This is a genomic window from Bacillus sp. SIMBA_005 (genome assembly GCF_046535585.1).
Lineage (GTDB): Bacteria > Bacillota > Bacilli > Bacillales > Bacillaceae > Bacillus > Bacillus pumilus.
The window spans coordinates 1-444 of sequence record NZ_JAWRWI010000055.1 but is presented as its reverse complement, the minus strand read 5'-3'; the positions used below and the strand labels follow the sequence as shown (position 1 = coordinate 444).

Annotated in this window: 1 pseudogene; it reads left to right on the top strand. The window is 47.1% G+C overall.

What is annotated here, in order from left to right:
* Nucleotides 1–444: pseudogene (locus SB660_RS19050) on the top strand (arsenic resistance protein); the annotation flags it as partial.

Here is a 444-nt window from a genome sequence, read left to right as displayed (position 1 = left end):
GGTGTTAACCGCCATTTTTCCTCAATCTCCTCCTATATTATCAGGGGTTTGTTTGGTATTGCTTACACCTTGTATTGATTACGTCATCGTCTTTACTCAGCTCGGCAAAGGAAATGAGAGATTAATACTGGCTTCCACGCCGGTTTTGTTCGCCGTTCAGATGGTATTGCTTCCGTTATACCTGTGGCTGTTTATCGGGAAAGAAGTGATAGGAGCTGTTCATGCGGGACCGTTTCTGGAAGCATTCTTATTGTTAATAGCGGTGCCGCTGCTGGCGGCGGTGATGACTCAATTATGGGCTGATAAGAAACCGGCGGGAGAAAAGGTGTTGGAATGGACGGCGTGGCTGCCTGTTCCTTTTATGGCTCTGGTTTTATTGGCGGTCGTCGCCACACAAATCGGCAAAGTCATCAATGATGCTGACATCATTATACGTGTGATTCC